This is a genomic window from Thioclava sp. FR2, assembly GCF_051200875.1.
Lineage (GTDB): Bacteria > Pseudomonadota > Alphaproteobacteria > Rhodobacterales > Rhodobacteraceae > Pseudotabrizicola.
This window is the reverse complement of the sequence record NZ_CP195191.1, coordinates 949,867-966,396: the sequence shown is the minus strand read 5'-3', so window position 1 is coordinate 966,396 and position 16,530 is coordinate 949,867. Positions and strand designations below refer to the sequence as shown.

The following is a 16,530-nucleotide window of genomic DNA, read 5'->3' as shown; positions in this document are numbered from 1 at the left end:
CTACGAAAAAGGGGAAAGGGGCAGGGGGCAGCATGGCCACCCCCTGCGAAGAGGTCAGATCACTTGATCCGGTACCAATCCGAAGCATTCCACAGTTCGGAATCCCAGACGTTCAGAACAACGCCACCGAGGGTGGTGGAGTGTGCCGACAGACGACCACGGTCAACCAGCGGAACAACCGTGTAGGTGTCCTTGGTCAGCATGTCGTTCATCTTCTTGATCAGCTCGGCGCGCTTTTCGATTTCGCGCGTTTGCAGCAGTTCAGCAACCAAGGCGTCATAGGCTGGGTCGCAGAAGCGGTTGATGTTCTCACCCTGCCACTGGCTTTCCGGCTTCGGAGCCTTTTCGCAGGTATACTGAGCGACATAAGGCTCTGGATCGGTGCCGTCGAAGTTGTTGGCATACATTTCGACGTCAGCGTAGAACTTCTGGAAGGTGTCCGGCGAACCTGGGTCGCCACCGAAGTAGACGCCTGCGTCGATCGACTTCAGTTCGACATCTACGCCGATCTCGTTCCACCAGCCCTTGATGACAGCCTGGAAGTCCTGACGAACGGGGTTGACCGAAGTCTGGTACAGAACCTTCAGCTTCATGCCGTCCTTTTCGCGGATGCCATCGGCGCCCACGGTCCAGCCAGCTTCTTCGAGAAGTGCCTTGGCGCCTTCGATATCCTGGGTCAAGCAATCGGTGTTGTCAGACGCATAGATGATCGGTGCCGGGACGAGGTTACAGGTCGGACGACCGGCTTCGCCATAGCCGATTTCCACCAGCAGAGCGCGGTCGATGGCCATCGACAGAGCCTTGCGGACGCGGAGGTCGGACAGGAACGGGTGCGGATGCTTGGCGGTTGCACGCTCACCTTCCGGCAGATCAGCCGAAGGGTTGGTCATGTTCATTTCGATCCGCTCGACCAGAGTGCCGAAGCCAGAAACGAACTGGCCCTTGCCGCCGGCCTTCATCTGGTTCTGAAGTTCCGGGTTGATCTGGGTGTTCCAGGCGTAGTCGAATTCGCCGGTTTCCATGACGGCGCGGGCCGCCGAGGCTGCGTCACCGCCGCCTTTGACCGAGAGCGTAGCGAAAGCGGGCTTGGCCGGATCGCGGTAGTTCGGGTTGGCTGCCAGTTCAACGGTGTCGTTCACCTTGAAATCGGTGACCATGAACGGGCCGGTGCCGATCGGCTTGAAGTTTGCGTCGGTGCAGGTTGGCGCAGCGGCACCAAGGCAGTTGGCGAACTGGGCTTTTTGCAGGATTGGCGAGGTTGCACCGACAAATGCGGTGAACGGATTGTACTTCGGAGCCGAGAAGCTGACTTTGACGGTCAGATCGTCGATCTTTTCAACCGAAGACACGCCTTCATAGCGTGCGGCTTGGGCGCAGCCGCCTTCGGGATGCATGCAGTATTCAGCGGTGAAGACCACGTCATCTGCGGTGACAGCCGAGCCGTCAGACCAGAGCAGGCCTTCTTTCAGCTTCCATGTGATCGAAGTGTAGTCTTCGGCGATGCCGCCATTTTCGACGCTTGGCAGTTCGGCTGCCAGACGCGGGAACACGGTGCCTTCATTATCAAAGCCCGCCAGCGGTTCCAGCACGAGGCTGCCCACTTCAACGTCTTTCGTGCCCGAAGACAGATAGGCGTTCATGATCGAAACGGCCTGAGAATACAGGACTTTGACGTTGCCGTCTGAGCCACGTTCGGCAAATGCCGCTGGCGCGAAGGCCAGCACAGCTGCCGCGCCCAGAAGGGCTGATTTCATTTTCATTATGACACTCCTTGTTGGTTGTGCTCTTTGGCCTCGAACGCGCCGGTTGGCCCGGCGGCAGTGGTATTGGAATAAAGGTGACAGGCCACGAACCGGCCCGGCTCGACTTCGGCCAGTTCCGGTTTCACCTGTTTGCAAACGTCCATCACGCGCGGGCAGCGGGTGCAGAAGTTGCACCCTTTCGGCGGATTGGCGGGGGATGGCACGTCACCTTTGAGAATGATCCGTTCCTTGCGTCGCGCAAGGCTTGGGTCGGGTTCCGGAACGGCGGACAAAAGCGCCTCGGCATAGGGATGCAGCGGGCGGGAATAAAGCGCATCACGCGGGCTGAGTTCAGCAATGCGGCCCAGATACATCACGGCCACGCGGTCAGCGATATGGCGCACCATTGACAGGTCGTGGCTGATGAAAAGGTATGTCAGGCCGAATTCGTCCTGCAAATCCTCCAGCAGGTTAACGACTTGCGCCTGAATCGACACATCAAGCGCTGCGATCGGTTCGTCACAGACGATGAATTTCGGTTTCAGGGCAAGCGCGCGGGCAATGCCGATACGCTGACGCTGACCGCCCGAGAATTCATGTGGATAGCGATTAGCGAATTTGCGGTTCAGGCCGACGGCATCCATCAATTCGTAAATGCGGGCCAGCTTCTTCTGTGCATCCCAGTCGGTGTGTTCGTTCAGCGGTTCGCCGATGATATCGGCCAAAGACATGCGCGGGTTCAGGCTGGCCTGCGGATCTTGGAACACCATCTGCATCTGCGGACGCGCTTTTCGCAGCGCTTCGGTCCCCAAGGATGCGATGTCGGTGCCGCCGATCACAACGCTGCCTGCCGTGGGTTCGTACAGACGCAGCAAGGCGCGGCCCACTGTGGATTTGCCGCAGCCTGATTCACCGACAAGCCCAAGGGTTTCGCCCTGAAGAATATCGAAGCTGATGCCATCAACGGCTTTTACATCGCCGGTATGGCGGCGAAAAAGGCCCGTATAGATGGGAAAATACATCTTCAGGTCGCGGACCTGAACGAGGGTCGACTTCGCGGGGCGGGCATCAAGCATTGGCAGTCTCCGCCGAGGGGGGCGTCCAGTGGCAGGCGACATCGTGGCCATGCCCAAGCGGCAAACCATCTATTGCCCGACGCAGCGGATTTTCCTTTTCGCACCGGTCGAAAGCATGGGTGCAGCGGGCGCGGAATGGGCAAGAGCTGGGCGCGGCCCCAAGGATCGGCGGTTGGCCTTCGATGATCTGCAAGCGGTCTTCGCGTTCGCCCGTCAGCGCCGGAATGGTTTTCAAAAGCGCGCGTGTATAGGGGTGTTGCGGATTGCCGAACAGATCTTTCACCGGGGCCTGTTCGACGACCTGCCCGCCATACATCACCATGACGCGATCTGCGATTCCGGCGATGACGCCAAGGTCATGGGTGATCCAGACAATCGCCATCCCAAGCTTTTGACGCAGGTCTTTGACCAGTTCAAGGATCTGGGCCTGAATGGTCACATCAAGGGCGGTTGTCGGTTCATCCGCGATCAGGACATCCGGGTCGCAGGCCAAAGCGATGGCGATCATCACCCGCTGGCGCATCCCGCCTGAAAACTGGTGCGGATAGCTGGACAGGCGTCTGCGGGCATCGGGAATGCCGACAAGTTCCAAAAGCTCGACGGCGCGCGCCTCGGCCTGCTGCTTGTTCATGCCCATATGGCGGCGCAGCGGTTCCATGATCTGATTGCCGACGGTGAACACCGGGTTCAGGCTGGTCATCGGGTCTTGGAAAACAAAACCAACCTTTGCGCCCCGAACTTTGCGCAGGCCATCTTCATCCAGCTTCAGGATGTCTTGGCCATTCAGCAAAACCTCTCCCGAGCGGATGTCGGCGGGTGGAGACGGCAACAGACGGATCAATGACATCATCGTAACCGACTTGCCGGAGCCGCTTTCTCCGACCACGCCCAGAAGTTCTCCGGGACGCAGGTGGAAGCTAACGTCGTTTACGGCATGAACCTCGCCTCCGCGTGTGCGGAATACGGTTTTCAGGCCCTTCACATCAAGGACGGGCGCGGCCCCATCGGCCATATGACACTCCCCAGTGCATTGTTATTCTTTTATTTTCCGGTTTTTTGGTCGTGCCAACCCGGTTATTTGACCAAATGTTAGAGATTTTTTCCAAGGCCGCAAGCCGGGAATTTTGCCCTGACCTTGCGTCATGCGAAGGCGGCTTGACCTTCCCCCGTCCTGCGGCGCAGGTTTGCGCCGAAGTGGATGCGGAAGTTGAGGGATGACAGTGGCTGAACTTTTGTCGGCGCGGCAAATACTGGATCGGCTGGTTGCCTTTCCGACGGTGAGTCGTGAAACCAATCTCCCGCTGATTGATTGGGTTGAAGAGTATCTGGCCAGCCACGGAATCGTCTCCCATCGCTACTGGCATGAAGATCGCACCAAAGCGGCGCTTTTTGCGCATGTGGGTCCAGAGGTAGATGGCGGGGTCGTTTTGTCCGGTCATACCGATGTGGTGCCGGTCGATGGCCAGAACTGGGCGACTGACCCTTGGACCGTCGTTGAAAAGGACGGTCGACTTTATGGGCGCGGTGCATGTGACATGAAGGGGTTCGACGCGCTGGCGATCTGGGCCTTGGTCGAGGCCAAGCGGCGGAATGTGTCGCGCCCGCTGCAATTGGCTTTGTCTTTTGACGAAGAGATCGGCTGTACCGGCGCGCCGCCGATGATCAAGGCGATGCAGGGTGTGATTCCGAAAGCGGCGGTGGCGATCATCGGCGAGCCGAGTCGGATGAAATGCGTGAATGGCCACAAGGGAGGCGCGGGCTATCGGGTTCATGTGAAAGGCTTTGAGGTTCATTCTTCGCTGCTGCCCGAAGGCGTCAGCGCCATCATGGAAGCCGCGCGGCTGATCTGCTGGCTGAATGACCGCAACGCCGAGAACGCGGCCAAGCCGGTGACGGCGGTGGCAGGTTTGTTCAGGCCGCCGTTCACCACCCTGCATTCCGGCATGATCAAGGGCGGCACTGCCCATAACATCACCGCAGGTGATTGCGAATTTGTCATGGAATTCCGCATCGTGCCGGGGGAAGAGCCAGAAGCCTGGTATGCGCGTTGGGAAGAAGAAGTGGCCCGGCTTGATGCCGCGATGAAGGCCGTGCGCCCCGAGGCGGGCATTCATCTTGATCGCTTCTTTGACGTTCCACCCTTGGTGCCCGAAACCGAAGGTGCCGCCGAGACGCAAGTTCGTCGGTTGACGGGCGACAATGCGACCCATGTGGTCAGCTATGGCACCGAGGCCGGACAGTTTCAGGCCGAAGGCTATTCGGCGGTCGTTTGTGGGCCGGGTGATATCGCGCAGGCGCATCAGGCGGACGAATATCTGGAAGTTTCCGAGTTCAATGCCGGCAAGAGTTTCATGGAAAAGCTTTTGGCTGACTTGGCATGACCTTTCCGATCAGCCTGTCGACCCCGATTCACTATCCGGGCCCCGCGCCGGAGGCGGCCGATGTGGTCATCATTGGTGGTGGTGTCATCGGGGTGATGACGGCATTTTATCTCGCCGAGGCGGGCGAGCGTGTCGTTCTGCTGGAAAAGGGGCGCATTGCGGCTGAACAGTCCAGCCGCAACTGGGGCTGGGTGCGCCAGCAGGGGCGTGATCCGGCAGAACTGCCGATCATGATCGAATCGATGCAGTTGTGGAAAGGACTGTCCCAGCGGTTGGGCGAAGGCTTGGGCTTTCGCCAGACGGGGGTTGTCTATCTGGCGGACAGTGACCGTGATCTGGAAAGCCATGAGACTTGGCTGAAGATCGCCCAATCGCATGGCTTGGACACGCGGCTTATGGCGCGCTGCGAAGTTGAAACGCTGCTCGGCACGTCCCATGCGTGGAAAGGCGCGATGTTCACGCCGTCAGACGCGCGTGCCGAGCCTTGGGTCGCGGTGCCGATGCTGGCCAAACTGGCGGCAGAGGCGGGGGCTGCGCTGGTTGAAAATTGTGCGGTTCGGGCGCTGGATGTCGCGGGTGGAAAAGTGACCGGTGTGGTCACAGAACAGGGGATCATCCGGGCCGAGCGGGTTGTCGTCGCGGCGGGGGCGTGGTCGCGGTTGTTTCTGGCGTCGCATGGGATCGCGATTCCGCAGCTTGCTGTTCTGGCCAGCGTGGCCGCAACCGAGCCAATGGTAGAGATCTTTCCCGGGGCGGCAGCCGATGGAGACTTCGCCTTTCGGCGGCGGGCTGATGGGGGCTATTCCATCGCGCCGGGGGCAGAACATGATTTCTTTATCGGACCAGACGCCTTTCGCAGCTTTGGCCGATACTTGACTGTTCTGAAACAGGATTTCCGATCAACCCATTTCCGGCCTATGGCGCCGAAGGGCTTTCCCGATGCTTGGGGAACGCCTCGGCGCTGGACAGCGGAAAGCCCGTTTGAGGCGATGCGCGTGCTGAACCCCGCGCCGAACATGGCGACGATTGGCCGGGTTCAGGACAGTTTTGCCCGCGCCTTTCCGCAACTGGGCCGACCGAAGTTGAAAGCTGTTTGGGCGGGGATGATCGACACGATGCCGGATGTGGTGCCTGTCGTGGACCATGCGCCGCTTTCTGGTCTGACCATTGCAACGGGCATGAGCGGGCATGGCTTTGGCATCGGGCCCGGAATGGGGCGGGTCGTCGCTGATCTGGTGCGTGGGCGTGCCACCGGTCATGATTTGCGGCGGTTCCGCTTTTCGCGGTTTACAGATGGGTCGACGGTTCGCTTGGGCCCTAGCCTCTGACGCCTTTACCTCTGTGCTGCGGGCCGTTAGACAGCGCGCTTTCGTCACGGAGAAGCAAGATGAGCGCGGTTGCCTGTGGGCTGGATTTCGGCACGTCGAATTCGACTTTGGGCATCGGCGGTCAGTTGGTGGCGTTGGAAGACGGTTCGGTCACGCTGCCGTCGGCGGTGTTTTGGGAGGCAGATGGCGGTGCGCCACGCTTTGGGAGGGCAGCCATCGCTGCCTATCTTGACGGCGAGGACGGGCGTCTGCTGCGCGGGCTGAAATCGACGCTTGGCTCTGGTCTGATCCATGAGCGCACGCGGGTTGGGGCGCGGGCCGTCAGTTTCAAGGATGTGCTGGCCCGGTTCATGCGGCATATGAAAACGCGCGCCGAGGAAGTGACAGGAACCGAGTTGACGCAGGTTGTTCTGGGGCGACCTGTGCATTTCGTGGACGATGATACCGCCGCCGATCAGGCCGCAGAGGATGCCTTGGCAGAGATTGCCAAAGATCTGGGGTTTCGGGATGTGTCGTTTCAATATGAACCGATTGCCGCCGCACTGGACTACGAAACCCGCTCGACGCGGGAAGAACTTGTCCTGATCGTCGATATCGGTGGCGGGACGTCCGACTATTCGGTTCTGCGCGTCGGGCCGGACCGCGCGAAACATGCTGACCGATCAGCCGACATCTTGGCCAATGACGGGATTCGCGTGGGTGGCACTGATTTTGACCGGGCGTTTTCCTTGGCCGAGGTCATGCCGGACCTTGGCTACTTGTCTTCGACCAAGGGCGGGCAGGGGGTCATGCCGCGCCATTACTATCTTGATCTGGCGACATGGCACCGGATCAACACCCTTTATAGCGACAAGGTCATGGCCGATATGAAGGCGATGCGGCTGGATATCGACGTGCCAGAACGGCTGGATCGGATGCTGCATGTTCTGGAGCACCGTTATGGTCATGCGGTTGCGATGGAGGTTGAGCGGGCAAAGATTGGCCTTTCGGAAGAGGAGGCGATCCGGCTGATGCTGCGCCCCTTTACGGGCGGGCCGAATCCGATGGCCACGCGGGCGGGGCTTGAAGCGGCGTTAGAGGCGCCTTTGGGCCGTATTCGCGACCGCATCGGCAGCGTTCTGGCGATGGCGGGGCTGAAGCCCGATGCCATTGCGACAGTGTTCCTGACGGGCGGTTCTTCGGCCTTGCCGCGACTGAATGCCGAAGTGGCGATGAGTTTGCCGAATGCGCGCATTGCCCGCGGCGACAATCTGGCCAGCGTCGGGACGGGCCTTGCGCTGGAGGCGGTACGGCGTTTCCGCTGAATTTCTGACCAAAGGGTCAGAAAACGTCATCCTTGGGGGCGGCAAGGTCTTGAAGCTGGCGGCGTTCCGGCCCACCATCCGCGCCATCAGATCAAGGAGACGACCATGCCCGTGAAGAACCGCTTTGCCGAGCTTCTGCCCGAGATCACCGCTTGGCGGCGCGATTTCCATGAACACCCCGAACTGTTATTTGATGTCCACCGGACGGCCGGAAAGGTGGCCGAACTCTTGCGGAGTTTTGGCTGCGATGAAGTGGTGGAAGGGATCGGACGCACCGGCGTTGTCGGGGTGATCAAAGGTAAGACGGATACGTCGGGCCGTGTGATCGGCCTGCGTGCCGACATGGATGCGCTGCCGATCATTGAACAGACTGGCGTCGACTATGCTTCGAAAACGCCGGGAAAGATGCATGCCTGCGGCCATGACGGCCATACGGCGATGCTTTTGGGGGCGGCCAAGTATCTGGCAGAAACGCGCAATTTTGACGGCACCACCGTTCTGATCTTCCAACCCGCCGAAGAGGGCGGTGGTGGGGGCCGCGAGATGGTGAATGACGGGATGATGGATCGCTGGGGCATTCAGGAAGTGTACGGCATGCACAACATGCCGGGGATTCCGGTTGGCCAGTTTGCCATTCGCCCGGGTGCGATCATGGCGGCGGCTGATCAGTTCGACATCACGGTCACGGGCAAGGGCGGCCATGCGGCGAAACCGCATGACTGTATCGACACCACGGTTGTTGCGGCGCAAATCATCGTGGCGCTGCAAACCATCGCCAGCCGGAACGTGGACCCGATGAAGCAGGTTGTGGTCAGCGTCTGCACCGTGCAGACGGATTCAACCGCGCATAACGTCATTCCGCAGGTCGTGAAGATGAAGGGCACGGTTCGGACGATGGACCCGGCCGTTCAGGATTTCGTCGAGCGTCGGATTTCCGAAGTTTGTGCGGGTGTGGCCACCGCTTTGGGCGCGAAGGCCGAGGTGAACTATCAGCGCGGCTATCCGGTCACGATCAATTCCGACACGGAAACCGAACATGCGATCAACGTCGCCAATGCGGTTTCAGGCAAAGTCGATACCAACACGGCCCCGCTGATGGGGGCGGAAGATTTCAGCTTCATGCTGAATGCGCGACCGGGGGCCTATATCTTCCTTGGCAACGGTGACACCGCGATGGTGCACCACCCGGCTTATAACTTCGACGACAACGCGATTCCCTTTGGGTCAAGCTGGTACGCCGGTATGGCCGAAGCGCGTATGCCGGCAGCGTGACTGCAGCGAGGGCCGTTCACTCAACCGGACCGTGATTCGGGGGGCATTGCGCCCCCCGTTTCAATTCGTGCCCCTTCAACGAGGCACCGGCGAGAATTTGTCCGCTATCTTGCGCCGTTTTTGTAGCAATTCGCAGTTGAACCTCTCCAAAAGGCAGAAGCGGTTTGACGAGTCTGGTCAGATAACCACATATAGTTGGTGACTGGTTCTGCGCCCCATCCTTCTGCCGGATGTTGCAACTAGCGGGGCGGTCACGTCTTGGGGGGTCTATATGTTGAAGCCGTTTTTGGTGCGGTCCCTTTTCGGGGCCGGCATCTTTGTAATTTTTAGCCTAGGTTCACCGGTTGCTGCGCAAGATGTCGGGATCACCGAAGCTCTGCCCGCGGTTGAAATGGTGATTTCAGGAAAGACAATAACGATCGCGCGCAATCAGGATCAAGACGCCCGGATTGACGACGAATTTTCCAAAACCTCCCGCGCCTGTCCGCCGTTCTGTATTCACCCGATGCAGGTCGCACCGGGCGTGGTGACTTTGGGTGAGTTGGAGGTGATCGACTTTCTGCGTGATCAGGTGGTTTCCGGTAAAGGTGTCTTGATCGACAGTCGACTTCCTGAATGGAACGCGAAGGGCACGATCCCCGGTGCCGTAAATGTGCCCTTTGCAACTTTGGCCCCTGAGAATCCCTATCGGGTGGAGATCCTGAAAGCGCTTGGGGCGAAGCCCTTGGCCGATGGGACGTTGGATTTCAGTGCGGTGATGTCGGTGGCCATGTTCTGCAACGGGCCGTGGTGCGACCAGTCGCCTCGCGCCATCCGTTATTTGACCGAGGCGGGTTTTCCGCCGGAGAAACTTTTTTACTACCGCGGCGGGATGCAGGATTGGCTGCTTTTGGGCCTGACCGTGGTCAAACCGAATATTGAAGGTTGAGGAGCGCCACATGATCCGTCTTGGTTTAGCCTATCTGACATTAGCGATCATTGTCGCCGTTGGGATTGCGGGAATTCCGGGGTTCAATGGGACAGACGATGTTGCACAACCATTGGTGTCCAGTGCCGCACCAGAGGCAGAGATTGCGCCGTTGACTGAACCTTCAGCCGCATTGACTACAGCCGTTCAGGCAACGCTTTCGGTAGCTTCGCAGCCCGAAACCGTGCCAGAGGTCAGGCCACGGCCCGTCGTAACGGGCACGACCGATCTTGCATCAATGACGGCTGCCATTCTGGCGGATCTGAATGGCGCTGCGGAAGAGGCTGTGCGGGCGCCAAAACCCACGGCCAAGGATGAGGCGCTTGCGGCCATGTCGATCAAGGCGCTTCAGGGTTTGCGCGGCACCGGCGATGCTGCTGGTGAGGACAAAGCCGCCCTTGTGGGGCTGGTGGCGCAGGCCTTGGTCGATGGTCAGACCGATGCCTATATTGATGCCTTGGTGAACGAGGCTGTGGGCAAAGGTGTTGCTGAGGCCCCATCCGGTCTTGTCACGACGGAAGGCCGGGTCGATACGGCCGTTCTGCTGGCCTCGATTGTGGCCCATGCCCAAGAGGAAGGACCGGGGATTGGCGAGGGTGATGCGCCCTTGCCGGATGTAACGCCCGCAGGCACGGCCATGATGCAGTATCTTGCCACGGAAGATCTGCTTTACACGGTTGTTCCGGGCGACTCGCTGGGTGCCTTGGCTCTGCGTTTTTATGGGGATGCATCGAAGTACATTGACATCCTGTCGGCCAATACTGGCCGCATCCGCAGCCCGAATGACATTCGCACCGGGCAAAAGCTGGTCATTCCATCGCTGTCAAAGCTGTAGACTTTGGTTCAGAGCGATTTTGCGTTTACGTTGAATCGGAATTCGCACCAGTTTCGTTCGCATTCCGATACTTATTCAATCAATAGAAACGCAAAACGCTTTAGCCGCCTGTATGGCTCATGTGGCGGGACATCTGACCCGCTACCTTTTGGCGCGAATAGTCGAAATCATGGCCTTTGGGTTTGCGTGAAATCGCGGCGCGGATGGCTTGTTCCAGCGGCTCGTCCGTTGGGGCAGAGCGGAGCGGGCCACGCAGATCAGCCATATCTTCCTGGCCAAGGCACATGAACAACTCGCCCGTGCAGGTCAGCCGAACCCGGTTGCAGCTTTCGCAGAAATTATGTGTAAGCGGCGTGATGAACCCGATTTTCTGACCGGTTTCTTCCAGCCGCACATAGCGCGCCGGCCCGCCGGTCCGTTCTGCCAGATCAGTCAGGGTGTAGCGGCTGGCATAGCGTTCGCGCAGATTTGACAGTGCCCAATATTGGTCAAGCCGGTCTTCGTTGCCCAGATCGCCCATCGGCATCACTTCGATCCAAGTCAGGTCATGGCCTTCGCGGGCGCACCATTCGGTGATCGAGAACTGTTCGTCCTCGTTGAAACCCTTTAGAGCCACGGCGTTGATCTTGACCCGCAAGCCTGCCTCTTTGGCTGCGGTGATCCCGTCAAGCACTTGCGGGAGGCGGCCCCACCGGGTGATGTCGGCGAATTTCTTGGCATCCAGCGTGTCCAGCGAGACATTGATCCGCTTTACACCGCAATCGGCCAGTTCGGCTGCGTATTTGCGAAGCTGGCTGCCGTTGGTGGTGACGGTCAGTTCTTTCAGGGCGCCGCTTTCCAGATGCCGTGACATCTGGCGGAAAAAGGTCATGATGCCTTTGCGCACCAAAGGCTCGCCGCCCGTGATCCGTAGCTTTTGCACCCCGAGACGGATGAAGGTGGAACACATCCGGTCAAGTTCTTCCAAGGTCAGAAGATCGGCCTTTGGCAGAAAGGTCATGTTTTCCGCCATGCAATAGACGCAGCGAAAATCGCAGCGGTCCGTGACTGAGACCCGCAGATAAGAGATCGGGCGGGCAAAGGGGTCGATGAGCGGTGTCTGTTCCATTCCGTCAAGGTAGGACGCAGCCCGTTTCCTGTCTAGTGATGAAGCAACCATTGCAGGGAAGGAAGGGGCAGACTATCGTGCTGGTCATGCGTAGATTTGTTCCCTTTTTCATGATCGTAGCCGCAGCCTCGGGCTGTTCGGTGCTTGATCGCGCCCGTACGGACGCAACGCCAGCGGCTGCGGTCGCGCCCGAGCCCGAGGCGGTTGCACCGCCCCCGGCCAATCCAATCGTCTTGGGCGAAGGGCGATCCGCCTCTGCCCTGGACACGACCACCGCCGCCGAAAAGGCCGAAGCCTTGGCGGCGCCTGCCTCTGCCGCTGAGCGGGAGTTGGGCAAAGTGGTGGTCAGCCTCGGTAGCCCGACTGAACCGGGTATCTGGTTGCGCACCACATTGGTCAGCGCAGCAGGTAAGGGGCGCGTGGTGACGGCTGGTGGCCAGTCGGTTGCTGTCGATCTTTTGCCCGGCAGTTCTGGCGCACAGCTTTCCCTGGCTGCGTTTCGTGCCTTGGGGCTTAACTTGACCGACCTGCCCGAAGTGACTGTCTACGCGCAGTAAGCATCGCTGCGGTAAAGATCGCCAAGGCCGCCCAGATCATCGGGAAGGCGATGGCGCGAGCTTGGCCGAATGGCTCGCCAAACAGGAAGACCGCCGACAGGAAGATCATGGTCGGCGCGATATATTGCATCATGGCGATGGTCGAAAGGCGCAGGCCTTTGGCCCCATTGGCGTAAAGCATCAGCGGAATTGCGGTTACCGCACCGCAGCCGAGTAAAAGCGCCGTATCCGTGCTGACGCCTTGGGCAAAGTGGCTTTGTCCCGTGACCCAAGCATAAGCAATATAGGCAAGGGCAAAGGGTGTGAGCAGGGCCACTTCAAGTGTGAAGCCTTGGTTCGGCCCAATCGGGAGCGACTTTTTCAGATAGGCGTAGAATCCCCATGTCAGCGTCAGAGACAGCGCGACGATGGGAAGACTGCCCGCCTCGACCGTCAAAAGCAGCACTGCGGCTGCGGCCAGCGCAATGGCCGCCCATTGCGCCGGATGCAGGCGTTCGCCCAGTAAAAGCCGCCCCAATAGCACGCTGAAAAGCGGGTTGATGTAGTAACCAAGCGCGGCTTCCATCGCGTGGCCAGAGCCGATGGCCCAAACATAGATCCCCCAGTTGACAGAGATCAGTGTGGCCGTAGCGGCCCCCATCGCCAGCATTCTGGGCGATCGAAGCGCGGTTTTCAGATCATCTGTCCGGCCCCTGTACCACAGCACGGCAACCGCGATGGGCAATGACCACAGAATGCGGTGTGCAATCACCTCGGTTGGCGGCACATGCGCCAAGGCCTTCATGTAAAGCGGCAAGAAGCCCCAAAGCAGATAGGCTGAAAGCGCATATACAAAGCCGGAAAGGCTGTCTTCGTTTGTGGGTGCGGTGGTTTGGGTCATGGCCCCGGCTTATCGCGGCACCAAAGCCGATGCCACGCAATTCTTGTACCCGGAACAAAGGCAAGTTGGGGTGACCGCGCCCCTTGCTTGGACGATGGATGATCCTTGGGAAAGGACGTTGGCGCCTAGCCTTCCTTGCCTTCTGCGCGCGGAAGGTCGAACGCGTTCGGGGCAAGCGTAAAGCCTGCAAAATCAAAGCCGGGACTGACGGTGCAGGAGACCAAGGTATAGTCGCCAGTTGATTGGGCAGCCTGCCAATATCCGGCAGGCACGATGATCTGTGGCAATTCTCCGTCCAGAACCGCAGGCCCCAAGATGTGGTTTTCGGCATGGTCTCGCCCGATCGACAGAACAAGCGGCGCGCCGCCATGCCAAAGCCAGATCTCGTCGGCGTCGACTTTGTGCCAATGGCTGCGTTCGCCAGCCTTCAGTAGAAAGAAGATGGCAGTTCCACTGGCGCGCCCCTCGCGCTGCGGGCCTTTCCACGTCTCTTTGTACCATCCGCCTTCAGGATGCGGCGCTAGGCCCAGATGGGCGATCAACTGATCAGCGGCGTCTTTGGGGGCGTTGGCCATTTTGCGGCCCTTTCGTGCGATATTTTTGCGGGCCTTCTGTAAGGCTTGCGGTGTTCATCACGGGAACCTCGCGCCAGCACTCTGGGGCAAGCCCGTCCAAGTTCCATTCCCCGACGCTCCAGCGGATCAGCCTGAGGCAAGGCAAGCTTACGGCCGCCGTCATTCGGCGAACCTGTCTGTTGCGGCCTTCGCGAATCGTCAGTTCGACCCAACTGTCGGGGACAGATTTGCGCTCACGGATCGGCGGAACGCGCGGCCATAATGCCTCGGGCGGGTCGATGATCCGCGCCCGGGCGGGTAGGGTGGGGCCGTCATTCAGAAGAACCCCTTGGCACAGCGTCTCTATCTGCTCCGGGGTCGGGATGCCTTCGACCTGAGCAAGGTAAGTTTTTTCCATCTTGTGCTTGGGATCGGCGATGCGGGCCTGAAGTCTTCCGTCGTCGGTCAAGAGGACGAGACCTTCGCTGTCGCGATCCAACCGGCCAGCTGGATAGACACCTTTTACAGGCACCAGATCGGCCAAGGTCCGACGGCCCTCACCATCGGTGAATTGGCACAACATATCATAGGGTTTGTTCACAAGGAGAAGCCGGGACATAGGCGGTTCTTACCAGAGTGGGGCGCGAGAGGAAATCTCTCACGCCCGGCGAGTTTCGGGGGAGGTCAGGTCTTTTTGACCAAACCGCCCGCAACCTCTTCCGAGATGAAACCGAAGACATTTCCAACCACCATCGAGGCCAGAACGATGGCCCCGGCTTTCACACTGGCCCCAATGTCGGTGATCGCGACACCTGTCAGCAGGCAGAACGCGGCTGTCGAGGCATAACCGTAAACGGCGGCCGGAATGGTTGAAAGCGCGGGAATATGGGCGCCCAAGACCAGAAGGACCACAGACACACCAACGATCACAGACGTCACAATTACCGATCCGCCAACGGTGCCAACAATGATCAGGGTCGCGACCGCGACCACCACACCCCAGGCATGATTGATTGCCGATTTCGTCAGGCCGTCCATCTTGCCGCCTGCATGATAGAACGCGCCCCAGCCAATAAACAGCGCCCAAACCTGAAGGCCAAGCGGGGTGCCAAGGCAAAGCCAAGTCGCGATTGCGGCCAGCAGGCCAATGGAAAGCGCAAGTGCATTGATTAGATTCATGGTCTTTCCTCCCTTTGTTCCGGGTGCTCCGGATGCCCTAGACTTCGGCGGGGAGGGGACGCTCGCAATCGCACGAAGGTCTCTACGACCGTGAACAGAGAACGGACGAAGGCGGAACATTGGGGTTCAACCCCGAGCTTTATGGTCGTAGATGCAGGCGCGGCAGTTCAGCTTTTTGGCCTTGATGGCACATGTGGATCTGGATCAAGCTACAGCTATGAAACATGTGGCTATCATCGGCGCGGGTATCATCGGGGCTTCGTCGGCCTATCATCTTGCTCGTGCTGGTTGTCGTGTGACGGTGTTTGAAGCCGACAGTGTGGGAGGGGTCGCGTCCCGAGCGAGTTTTGGCTGGCTGAACGCCAGCTTTCATTTGGATGACGCCCATTTTCGCCTGCGCCATGCCGCAATGGACGCACATCGACAACTGGCTGTGGACGTGCCGGGCTATCACCATTGGCCAGGTTGTCTGTGGTTTGAAGAGCAGGGTGCGCCTGCTGATGCATTTCGCGGAAGACTGGTGGGTCTGGGCTATCAGGCGAGAGCAGTTGCAGCGGATGAGATTGGGCAACATTGGCCGAGGCTAAAGGGCGTAGAGGGCGCGGTCTTTTTACCCGAGGAGGGGATGATTGATACGCCAGCCTTGGCGGGGGCGCTTCTGACTCATTCCGGTGCCGAAGTCAGGACAGGCGTGGCTGTCACCCGATTGGCAGAAAAAGGCGGGCAAATCTGCGGTCTTTGGGTCGGTGATGACCTGATTCTAGCTGATGACATCGTGATTGCCGCAGGAACGGGAAGTTCAGCCTTGTTGTCGGATGTTGGGGTGAACCTTCCGTTGCTGCGACGCCCTGGCGCGATGGTGGTGACGCAACCGACAGTGCCGCTTATGCCGACACTTCTTTGTGGACCAATGGGGGAAGTGCGGCAGTTGCGGGATGGGCGGCTTTTGATGCCGACGAGTCCGAACCACCAAGGCGACAACGCCGAGATCTTGGCGGCAAACCCCGATCAGCTTGCCAGAGAATCGCTTACCCGACTGGCAGAGTTTCTGGATTGCGGGTCGCTTCAGGTCGAAACGGTTCTTGAAGCCAATCGTCCCGTGCCATCGGACGGATTTCCTGTGCTGGGGCGGGTGCTGCCGGGACTGATCGTGGCAGTCATGCATTCCGGCGCTACGCTTGCGGCCCTTGCCGGATTGGCGGTGACTGACCTTGTCCAGTCAAACAGTGTCGACGCGCTATGGCAGGGCTATGGTGTTACGCGTTTCAAAGAATGAAAACGGGCACCTGACGGTGCCCGCAAATTTCTTCGAAGAAATTTGCAAGGATTTTCGAAAATCCTTGCTCT

16 protein-coding genes are annotated in these 16,530 nt (G+C 59.4%); 8 read left to right on the top strand and 8 right to left on the bottom strand.

Going from position 1 to position 16,530, the window contains the following annotated elements:
• Positions 1–59: 59 nt before the first annotated feature.
• Genes ACSBLW_RS04645 through ACSBLW_RS04635 form a run of 3 tightly spaced genes read right to left on the bottom strand, consistent with a single transcriptional unit; the run spans position 60 to position 3,830 of the window.
• A complete protein-coding gene (locus ACSBLW_RS04645; protein WP_435259065.1) occupies positions 60–1,760 on the bottom strand; it encodes a peptide ABC transporter substrate-binding protein in 1,701 nt (566 codons plus the stop codon).
• Complete coding sequence (locus ACSBLW_RS04640; protein WP_435259064.1) at positions 1,760–2,818, bottom strand: ABC transporter ATP-binding protein; 1,059 nt, start codon at positions 2,816–2,818, stop codon at positions 1,760–1,762. Before ACSBLW_RS04640 ends, ACSBLW_RS04645 begins: the two co-directional genes overlap by 1 nt.
• Positions 2,811–3,830, bottom strand: coding sequence for an ABC transporter ATP-binding protein (locus ACSBLW_RS04635; protein ID WP_435259063.1), 1,020 nt, complete (start codon positions 3,828–3,830; stop codon positions 2,811–2,813). Before ACSBLW_RS04635 ends, ACSBLW_RS04640 begins: the two co-directional genes overlap by 8 nt.
• A gap of 208 nt (positions 3,831–4,038) precedes the next feature.
• On the opposite strand from ACSBLW_RS04635, the gene argE reads away from it, so the two are divergent.
• The 6 genes from argE to ACSBLW_RS04605 all read left to right on the top strand — a co-directional run bounded on the left by argE (position 4,039) and on the right by ACSBLW_RS04605 (position 10,905).
• Complete coding sequence (gene argE, locus ACSBLW_RS04630) at positions 4,039–5,199, top strand: acetylornithine deacetylase (RefSeq protein WP_435260041.1); 1,161 nt, start codon at positions 4,039–4,041, stop codon at positions 5,197–5,199.
• Positions 5,196–6,527 carry an NAD(P)/FAD-dependent oxidoreductase gene (locus tag ACSBLW_RS04625; protein WP_435259062.1) on the top strand — a complete coding sequence of 444 codons (1,332 nt, stop codon included), beginning with the start codon at positions 5,196–5,198 and terminating at the stop codon, positions 6,525–6,527. Before argE ends, ACSBLW_RS04625 begins: the two co-directional genes overlap by 4 nt.
• A gap of 59 nt (positions 6,528–6,586) precedes the next feature.
• Positions 6,587–7,831: an Hsp70 family protein gene (locus tag ACSBLW_RS04620; RefSeq protein WP_435259061.1), complete on the top strand. Its 1,245-nt coding sequence runs from the start codon at positions 6,587–6,589 to the stop codon at positions 7,829–7,831.
• Between the two features lie 105 nt (positions 7,832–7,936).
• Positions 7,937–9,103 carry a M20 aminoacylase family protein gene (locus ACSBLW_RS04615; protein WP_435259060.1) on the top strand — a complete coding sequence of 389 codons (1,167 nt, stop codon included), beginning with the start codon at positions 7,937–7,939 and terminating at the stop codon, positions 9,101–9,103.
• A 271-nt stretch (positions 9,104–9,374) separates the two neighbouring features.
• The gene (locus tag ACSBLW_RS04610) at positions 9,375–10,031 is read left to right on the top strand and encodes a rhodanese-like domain-containing protein (protein WP_435259059.1); all 657 of its coding nucleotides are present in this window, start codon (positions 9,375–9,377) and stop codon (positions 10,029–10,031) included.
• A 10-nt stretch (positions 10,032–10,041) separates the two neighbouring features.
• Positions 10,042–10,905, top strand: a complete 864-nt coding sequence (locus ACSBLW_RS04605) for a LysM peptidoglycan-binding domain-containing protein (RefSeq protein ID WP_435259058.1) — start codon at positions 10,042–10,044, stop codon at positions 10,903–10,905.
• 100 nt (positions 10,906–11,005) lie between these two features.
• On the opposite strand, the gene moaA is transcribed toward ACSBLW_RS04605, so the two are convergent.
• On the bottom strand, positions 11,006–12,013 hold the full coding sequence (moaA, locus tag ACSBLW_RS04600; protein ID WP_435259057.1) for a GTP 3',8-cyclase MoaA: 1,008 nt from the start codon (positions 12,011–12,013) through the stop codon (positions 11,006–11,008).
• Between the two features lie 86 nt (positions 12,014–12,099).
• On the opposite strand from moaA, the gene ACSBLW_RS04595 reads away from it, so the two are divergent.
• The gene (locus tag ACSBLW_RS04595) at positions 12,100–12,570 is read left to right on the top strand and encodes a hypothetical protein (RefSeq protein WP_435259056.1); all 471 of its coding nucleotides are present in this window, start codon (positions 12,100–12,102) and stop codon (positions 12,568–12,570) included.
• Here ACSBLW_RS04595 and rarD read toward each other — a convergent pair.
• The 4 genes from rarD to ACSBLW_RS04575 all read right to left on the bottom strand — a co-directional run bounded on the left by rarD (position 12,527) and on the right by ACSBLW_RS04575 (position 15,183).
• Positions 12,527–13,450, bottom strand: coding sequence for an EamA family transporter RarD (gene rarD / locus ACSBLW_RS04590; protein ID WP_435259055.1), 924 nt, complete (start codon positions 13,448–13,450; stop codon positions 12,527–12,529). The two genes, ACSBLW_RS04595 and rarD, sit on opposite strands and share 44 nt — an antisense overlap.
• 125 nt (positions 13,451–13,575) lie before the next feature.
• Complete coding sequence (locus ACSBLW_RS04585) at positions 13,576–14,025, bottom strand: cupin domain-containing protein (protein ID WP_435259054.1); 450 nt, start codon at positions 14,023–14,025, stop codon at positions 13,576–13,578.
• The gene (locus ACSBLW_RS04580; RefSeq protein WP_435259053.1) at positions 13,997–14,623 is read right to left on the bottom strand and encodes a pseudouridine synthase; all 627 of its coding nucleotides are present in this window, start codon (positions 14,621–14,623) and stop codon (positions 13,997–13,999) included. Before ACSBLW_RS04580 ends, ACSBLW_RS04585 begins: the two co-directional genes overlap by 29 nt.
• A gap of 65 nt (positions 14,624–14,688) precedes the next feature.
• Positions 14,689–15,183 (bottom strand): DUF1097 domain-containing protein, encoded by a 495-nt coding sequence (locus tag ACSBLW_RS04575; protein ID WP_435259052.1) that lies wholly within the window; start codon positions 15,181–15,183, stop codon positions 14,689–14,691.
• A 217-nt stretch (positions 15,184–15,400) separates the two neighbouring features.
• On the opposite strand from ACSBLW_RS04575, the gene ACSBLW_RS04570 reads away from it, so the two are divergent.
• Positions 15,401–16,459, top strand: coding sequence for an NAD(P)/FAD-dependent oxidoreductase (locus ACSBLW_RS04570; protein WP_435259051.1), 1,059 nt, complete (start codon positions 15,401–15,403; stop codon positions 16,457–16,459).
• Positions 16,460–16,530 lie beyond the last annotated feature (71 nt).